This window comes from Candidatus Neomarinimicrobiota bacterium, from assembly GCA_022567655.1.
GTDB lineage: Bacteria > Fidelibacterota > SORT01 > SORT01 > SORT01 > JADFGO01.
Window position 1 is genome coordinate 1 of record JADFGO010000103.1, and the last position, 7,368, is coordinate 7,368.

At 46.9% G+C, this 7,368-nt stretch carries 7 protein-coding genes; 6 read left to right on the forward strand and 1 reads right to left on the reverse strand.

Annotated features, from left to right (window positions below; all coding sequences use genetic code 11):
* Nucleotides 1-93 precede the first annotated feature (93 nt).
* The 3 genes from IID12_09160 (at nt 94) to IID12_09170 (ending at nt 3,124) form a co-directional block, all read left to right on the forward strand.
* Nucleotides 94-1,062 (forward strand): hypothetical protein, encoded by a 969-nt coding sequence (locus IID12_09160; protein ID MCH8289255.1) that lies wholly within the window; start codon nt 94-96, stop codon nt 1,060-1,062.
* 39 nt (nt 1,063-1,101) lie between these two features.
* Nucleotides 1,102-2,571, forward strand: a complete 1,470-nt coding sequence (locus tag IID12_09165) for an LPP20 family lipoprotein (GenBank protein ID MCH8289256.1) — start codon at nt 1,102-1,104, stop codon at nt 2,569-2,571.
* An 88-nt stretch (nt 2,572-2,659) separates the two neighbouring features.
* A complete protein-coding gene (locus tag IID12_09170) occupies nt 2,660-3,124 on the forward strand; it encodes a nuclear transport factor 2 family protein (GenBank protein ID MCH8289257.1) in 465 nt (154 codons plus the stop codon).
* Nucleotides 3,125-3,446: 322 nt separating this feature from the next.
* On the opposite strand, the gene IID12_09175 is transcribed toward IID12_09170, so the two are convergent.
* Complete coding sequence (locus IID12_09175) at nt 3,447-3,719, reverse strand: HU family DNA-binding protein (protein MCH8289258.1); 273 nt, start codon at nt 3,717-3,719, stop codon at nt 3,447-3,449.
* Nucleotides 3,720-4,208: 489 nt separating this feature from the next.
* On the opposite strand from IID12_09175, the gene IID12_09180 reads away from it, so the two are divergent.
* From IID12_09180 to IID12_09190, 3 genes are read left to right on the forward strand one after another with little or no spacing between them, the layout of a single operon-like run.
* Entirely contained in the window at nt 4,209-4,784 is a 576-nt protein-coding gene (locus IID12_09180) for a sigma-70 family RNA polymerase sigma factor (GenBank protein MCH8289259.1), read from the forward strand.
* 1 nt (nt 4,785) lies between these two features.
* Nucleotides 4,786-5,754, forward strand: a complete 969-nt coding sequence (locus IID12_09185; protein ID MCH8289260.1) for a HEAT repeat domain-containing protein — start codon at nt 4,786-4,788, stop codon at nt 5,752-5,754.
* A gap of 18 nt (nt 5,755-5,772) precedes the next feature.
* Nucleotides 5,773-7,107 (forward strand): DUF4097 family beta strand repeat protein, encoded by a 1,335-nt coding sequence (locus tag IID12_09190; protein ID MCH8289261.1) that lies wholly within the window; start codon nt 5,773-5,775, stop codon nt 7,105-7,107.
* Nucleotides 7,108-7,368: the final 261 nt, after the last annotated feature.

The window sequence follows — 7,368 nt, forward strand, 5'->3', positions numbered from 1 at the left end:
ATATTGTTGGAAGACATGAAGGTACTCGTCGATGCGTTCAGGGCTCTGAGTTAAAGCAGAACTGTCCCGGTCTCAACAGGAGGAAGTATAAATATGAGAGCAAATCATCGGCTTGTTTATCTGTTGATTGTTGCCTTTTTCTTTTCGGCATGCGCATCAACAGAACCGACTAAATCGTCATCACCCTTTAAACCAACTCCCCCTGCCTCGATAACGCTGTCCATGCCGGGTGGATGGGACGATTCCATCATAGATAAGATCAAAAAGGGTGAGAGTTTGAAGAAACGTATCGCTGTTTTGGATTTCGAAGGCAATGAGAAGCTGGAGGGGAAGGTAGACCTGAAACTCTCCGACATGCTGATTACCTCGTTGGCTCAGACAGGGAAGTTCGATCTTATTGAAAGAACAAAGATAGATAACGTGATCAACGAACAAAAGTTAGGTATGAGCGGATTGATCGACGAATCAACCGCCGCCGAAATGGGCAGGATATTAGGAGCCGAATACGTGGTATTCGGAACAATTACATCCGCAACTCAACAGAACTTCGATAAGTTCGGATATGAACTCGTTGTGATAGAGGTCGTTATCGACGTTCGGGCTGTCGATACCAACACCGGGAAAATACTCTTAGCCGAAAGGTCTGTCGGAAAAAGCGAAAACAAGATAATTAAATCATCGCAGGGAACGGTAGTGAGCGGGGCGATCGACTATAATTCCGCATACGCAAGTGCCGCGAGAAAATCGATTGACAACATAGGCATGAAGATAGGACATCTCTATCCGCTCCTTGGATACGTCGTGATGGCTGACGGCAATCAGATCACTCTGGACATGGGAGAAGACAGAGGTGTAAAGCTCCAAAACGTGTTTATCGTCTTCCGCATCGGAGAAGAAATTCTTCATCCTGTGACAGGGAAACATATAGGCTGGAGCAAAGAGGTTCTCGCGTCGATTATCATCGAGACGACTGAAAAGGGCTTGTCAACCGGGAAATACCTTAAATGGAAATCACCGGATATGCCGGTTAAACCGGGTGATTTAGTCATTTCGGCGAACTGATTATTTATGTTGGGGAGTGCTCTTAACCGGAGTTAGAAAATGAATCAGCAACTTCTCAAAGAGCAATTCTGTCCGGCGAAGTCCATTCACTCCACGATACGGGAGAAGTTGAATCCGATTCTTCTTTCGGCGATTCTATTCGTATATCTCTTATCCGCTGCCGCAAACGTTTACGGGAAGAAACCCGCATGGGTCGATAAGCGTCCCAATCCACGCGATTACTACATCGGAATCGGTCTTGCAAATTACACCGGCAATGCGGAGGAAGACCTGCGCCGGGCAACTGAGAACGCATTTAACGATCTGGCAGCAGCCTTGAAAGTACAGATTGAAAGCCGCACGACCGACATCGCCCGGGAAGAAGGGGGAATCTCCACCGAGATTATGGATTACCGGGTGGAGACAACTGTCTCTTCTGTGCTCGAAGGGGTCGAGACAGTCGATAGATGGTCAGAGAATGCGAAAAAAGAAGGGTACTGGGTGTACGTGAGGCTCTCAAAGATCATGTTAGCGGAAAAGGAGCGTCTGAAGAGGGAAAATGCCAAAAATCTGGCATATGACAATTACAAACGAGGCGTAAGCTCGATCTCGACAGGCTCCGTCGGCACCGGATTGAGGGCGTTCATCGAGGGCTATGTCAACCTGATAGAGTACTCGAACGAGCCGATAGAAGTCATCCACAACGGAAAACCGATTGTTCTCAGCTCAACACTCTTTCAAAGCATAGGCGACCTTCTCTCCGGGTTGAAGCTAACTCCGGTAAACGGTTCCTCTCTTTCCGGTCGATTCCAGAAATCGCTTGACGTTCCTCTAAAACTCAGACTGACATTGGACAGCGCCGGAAGAGCTGTTCCCGCTTCAGGCGTGCCGGTAAAGTTCGAGCCCGTGAACATTTCGATGCGGCTCGATACGGCAGCGAACACCGACGCCTCGGGGTTTGCCGAATCAAGAGTGTATAGGTTGATCGACCAGAAAGATAAACAGCACGTAACCGCATCGATAGACCTAAACGGGATTCTCAACAGCGTAGTCAGCGACACAATCCTTGCAAAGATAATTATGAACTCGATGTCACGCTTCAATGTTCCCTCCGCAACTTTCGAGATAGACGTTTCAAACGTCATTATCAGTGACTTTTACGATATCGACGATAACAGACAGGGGGCTATGCTGAACCTTATCAGGGAATCTATCCGCGACGGTTTGACCTCGGAGTTGGGCGTTGCATTTTCAGATGACGTTGATAAAAGTAACTTCACGCTTTCTGTTCAGGTTTTCACCGAACCTTCCCCTCCGAACCAGTTCGGAATATCGATCACTTACGCCAATTACACGTTTACGATGAAAGACAACAAGTCCGGTGACGTTATCTACAGCAAGGTTTTGGAGAAGGTAAAGGGCGCCGGTCTCGATGAAAAATCCTCACGAAAAAAGGCGCTTATGAAGGGCGTAAACATATTTAAAACTGAGATAGCCGCAGAGATTATAGCCCTGCTGGACAAAATTTAGAAATCGGTTGTACCTCGGCCAGTCGAAGGCCCGGCTCCTGACGGGCTGCCGGACGACGCAGCAAATTAGATATTAGCGGAGATGAACGATGAATCAGTTTCTCATGATGTTGTTAATTCAAATATTTGCACTTTCTGCTCTCCCGCAGGAAGCTGGCTCGATGCCGGGGAATGAGTCCGGAGCGGCTGAAATTAAGTCGGTGGTAGAGGCATACCACAAGGCGCTTGCGGCTGGCGACGCTGATGCCGCCGTGAATCTCCTATCGGAAGATGTCATTATACTTGAGAGCGGTCATATGGAAAACGCCGAAGAATATAAGTTACATCATTTAGAAACGGATATGGAGTTTTCAGCCGCGGTGAAGAGCAAACGTGAGGTGATACAGGCAGTCGTCGAGGGAGATGCCGGCTGGGTCATCTCCTCCAGCACGGCGAAGGGTGAGTTCCGGGGACGCGAAATAAATTCCGCCGGCGTGGAACTCATGGTACTCTCAAAGGAATCCGGCAGCTGGGAGATCCGTGCGATCCACTGGTCCTCAAGACGGTTGAAATAGTGAATTTTAGGATATTCTTTATTGGAAAACCACCCCTTTATCCCCTCCTTAGAAAGGAGGGGATACTAAAATCACCTCTATCAAGATGGAAAGCCGATCCTTTTGAAATCTTATAAGAAAGGATCTGTCCGGCTTCCTGCCAGACGGGCGGACTGGTTAATAGAGGGGAATAAGAGGAATTGCTTTATTGGAAACGCGGTCAGGGCAAGCGAAGTCCCGCCAACGGCGGTGGCCCTGACTCGCACACCAGTGTAGGTCCGATTAACACTCAACAGCGGACATTAAATGCCCGCTGTTTATAGGAATTGAGTAAGCTGTGTGGTTATCTGACTGCGGCCAACAGGTCAGTGACCGGTTCGAATTGCGGAATTCGCGTCGTACCTATATTCGCTGAACCTTGAGCAGCCGAGCTGGAATCACCTTCAGCAGGAATCCGCGACGTTGTGAAAGTGCCGATACCTGATATATATACCTCTTCGTTGTTTTTGAGCGCATTCGAAAGGCTTGTTGCGAGAGAATTCAAAGCCCTGTCCGCCTGCAATTTTGTTAATCCGCTGTCTGCAGCAATTAACTCAACTAAGTCCTGATTGGTCATACGAGTACCTCCTACCTTTTATGCGTGATATGTTCCGGTTTGTTTAATGAGCAATTATCGTACCAGTGGAATTAACTGACACTAATTGCATGTTTTAGGTTGTATTTACAAGGTTAATGGCTTGCGATTCAAATCCGGATAGATGTAAGAAGGTCACATAACGGCAGTATATTGCCGTTCTTCTCTACATGGAGTCGGAAAATAGTGTTAGTCACTGATTGCAGCTCGAAATCGAGCCCTAATCTTCTTATATTTGAAACTCAAATGCTTTTTCGAATCAACCTGTGGAATATTGAGAGGTATCAGGCAACTTACAATTTTACCAAACAAAAAGCCCGTTAGAGCGTATGCTTACTATTATAAAGGAATGGCATTGAAGGAAATTGGGCAATATCAAAAGATAATCGGAAACTTTGCCACAGCTATGAATCTTTTGCCAACCATATTTCAACGAAATGGTCTTACTTAACGGGAGTAACATGTATATAAATGAACGATAAGGAGAGAAATTTGATACTCCGTGCGCAAAATGGAGACCATTTTGCTTTTGAGCAACTTGTGAGTAACTACGATAGACAGGTACTGAAATTGGCTTATTCGATGGTAGGTAACGTTGATGACGCACAGGACGTCTATCAGGAAGCGTTGATCTCCGCTTACAGGTCTCTCCCGAAATTTAAAATGAAAAGCAACTTTTTTACATGGCTTTACCGGATAGCCGTAAACAAAGCGATAAACTTCAGACGGCAAAAAATGAGACATCCTTTAGAGTCTATAACGTTTGAGAATTCTGATTCTTTGGGTTATGAGCAGAGCTTCAGAACAACTCCGAACGAAAATCCCGAAGCAAGCGTCGTTAATAGCGAGCTGAAAGAGATAATCGAAGAGGCTCTGGCTAATATTTCCTCCCGGGAACGGATGGCGTTCGTTCTCTGCCATCAGCAGGGTTATAAATTAAAAGAAGCTTCGAAACTAATGGAGTGTTCCATCGGGGCTGTAAAGAGTTACCTTTTCAGGGCGAGAGAGAAATTGAAACTGAAACTTAAGCAATACATGGAGTTATAACATGAATGAAAAGAATATTAGGGAAAAAGCTATCCTCTATCTCTACGGCGAAATGACGCAGGAAGAGAACATTTTATTCGAGAAAGAGTTATCGGAAAGTGCCGAGCTGCGGGAAGTATATGAAAATGAGAAAGAATTACATGAGCTGTATAATCTGAGCGGGAAAGACGATCTTCCCGACTCTGTCTTGATAGAAAGCAGAAGTAAACTCCGCGGGAGCTTGCGAGTACTGGACAACAAGGCGGGGTTTATCAAGCCGGGTTTTGTGGACCGGTATATTCGATCACTGATGCCGAAAGCGGCAGTTGCGTTAACGATATTTACATTTGGGATACTAATCGGTAAATTTGTCCGGATTGACTTAGCGACCGACGGAGACTTTGAAATAAAACAGTTGATATCACCTAACAATAACAGCATTACTGCGGATATGTTCGGTTCAAATGACATGGAGATAGCCGACCTCAGAATAATTAAGTATGATGAAAAATCCGAGGAGATAACCGTTTTGCTGGATGCTGTGTCAAGCGTGGGGATAAAAAGCAGCATCAATAATAGGAAGATGCAAAAAATTCTTGCGGCGGCGCTCCGGAGCGATTTAGGACCGTCGGTCAGATTAAAAAGCGTTGATCTTCTCCAGCGACAGACAGATGACGAGGAGATCATAGAAGCGCTGATATATGCTTTAAGGCATGACAATAATCCGGGCGTCCGTCTGAAGGCGGTACAAGCGCTCTCATTCTCGACCGACAACCCCGACGTGAAAAAAGCTTTGATTAAAGCTTTGACGAATGACGTTAACACGGGAGTCAGAATACAAGCGATACTTGCGTTAAAGGACTTCAGAGACGCCGATGTGCTGGAGATACTCAAAATGAAGATGGAATCGGACGAAAACGAATATATCCGGAAACAATCGGAGGAATCGTTGTCAAATTGGGAGATAATAAAAACGGAAAGAGAAATTTAATTTAAAAGAGGGGATAAAATGAAATTCATTAAAAATACACTGATTCTGATAATGCTGATAACGCTGCCCGCCATCGCTTTGTCACAGGAAAGAGGCGAGATATCCAGAGAGCGCGGTGAGTACGTGGAAACTATCGACAAAACCTATAAAGTCGGAAAGGGCGGAACATTAAAGCTGAGCTCGGATGAAGGATCGATAAGAATCAATTCATGGCATGAAGATAAGGTCAGAGTTATTGCGATCAAGCGCGCAGACGCTCGAAACAGGTCCTCTGCGGAGGAGATCCTGGAAGAGATCGAAGTTAGGATTGTTAAATCAGGTAAAGACATTACGGTTACAGGTAGAACCCCCTGGAGGCGTCGCCGGAGATCTTCATCTCTTTCGTTTGAAGTGACCGTTCCTTTTAGATACAACATAAATCTTGAAACAGATGGGGGGAGCATCAGAATTGCAGATCTTGAAGGCAACGTCAAGGCGAATACTGAAGGGGGAAGCATTAAGGTCGGTCAGATTGAAAACGGCAACGTAGACATAAGCACAGCGGGCGGAAGCATCAAGATTGACGGAATCAAAAACGGGAACGGCAATGCTAAGACTGCGGGCGGAAGCATTAAGGTCGGTGACGTGAGCGGGAATCTGAGCGTAGAAACATCCGGCGGAAGCATCAGGTTCGGTAAGATTACAGGAAAAGCCTATGGGCGAACGTCGGGCGGAAGCATCAAGGTGGAAGAAAGCGGTGAGGATCTGGATATTTCCACTTCGGGAGGCAGCATCTCCGTGAACCACGCCAAAGGACCGATACGGGTATCGACATCGGGCGGAAGTATATCTATCGGCGATACAGATGGTGATGTCTATGCGAAAACCGCCGGAGGAAGTATCCACATTGGCAATGCAGGCGGTGAAGTAGAGGCGGAGACAGCCGGCGGAAGCATCAGTGTTGAAGGATCGAAAGGTCCCGTGATGGTAGAAACAGCGGGAGGCAGCATCGAAGTTCTGAATGCGCGTGGCTTCATTGAAGCGGAGACCGCAGGCGGTGACATAGAAGCCGAGATGATAGTCTCGGATAAAAATACGGATACTCACGTCGACCTCGAGACCGCGGGCGGAGACATAACGCTATATCTTCCCGGTGATTTAGCCGCTACATTCGACATTGAGCTTGAGATCACGCGCCGCGCATGGCGTGATTATAAGATATACTCCGATTTTCCTCTGACGATTTCAGATGACGATGATGACTGGAGAGGCGACAAAGTAATTGTCGGCAGGGGAGACATAAACGGCGGCGGAGATCGCATTCGGATAAGCACTACCAACGGAGATATCCGAATAAAAAAGATCAGACGATAACGTAGCGAATGCGAGTCTGTCGGTCGATGGACGAAGCAATCTAATATTGTAGGGGAGGGTTTATTAACCCTCCCGATTTATTAGGTAGAGTCTGTAAAAACTGTCATTGCCCGTCAGGCAGCCGGACTGGCGAGGAGTCCCGTCCCGAAGTTTCGGGATCGGGGCGACGTGGCCTGCCCGACTATAGTTAGGCGGGAAGGAGGGGAAAAGGGGTTGTTTGTGCGGTCAGGGCCAAGCTCTGACTCGCACGTTACTGTCATT